This is a genomic window from Streptomyces sp. NRRL S-495 (assembly GCF_000966955.1).
In the GTDB taxonomy this organism is placed as follows: Bacteria; Actinomycetota; Actinomycetes; order Streptomycetales; family Streptomycetaceae; genus Kitasatospora; species Kitasatospora purpeofusca.
The window spans coordinates 1-211 of the sequence record NZ_JZWY01001305.1; the positions used below are offsets into that span (position 1 = coordinate 1).

The 211-nt window shown below is 72.5% G+C and carries 1 pseudogene; it reads right to left on the reverse strand.

The features are described from left to right. Nucleotides 1-211: pseudogene (locus VR45_RS41350) on the reverse strand (serine/threonine protein kinase); the annotation flags it as partial.

A 211-nucleotide genomic window follows, 5' to 3' on the forward strand; every position in this document is an offset into this window, starting at 1 on the left:
ACCCGTCCGGGCATGAGGCCGAGATGCTCGGGGCGCACCAGGTCGAACTTCAACGCCAGCGTCACCACCGTGTCCCGTTTCCACGCCCGGGTCATCCCGCGCGGGGCCGCCGTCCCGAGCTTCTTGACCAGGTAGTCGATGTGGTAGTTGACCGCCGACCGGCCGAGCGGCACGCCGGCGGCGGACAGCCGGGCCGCGACCTGCGCCGGTG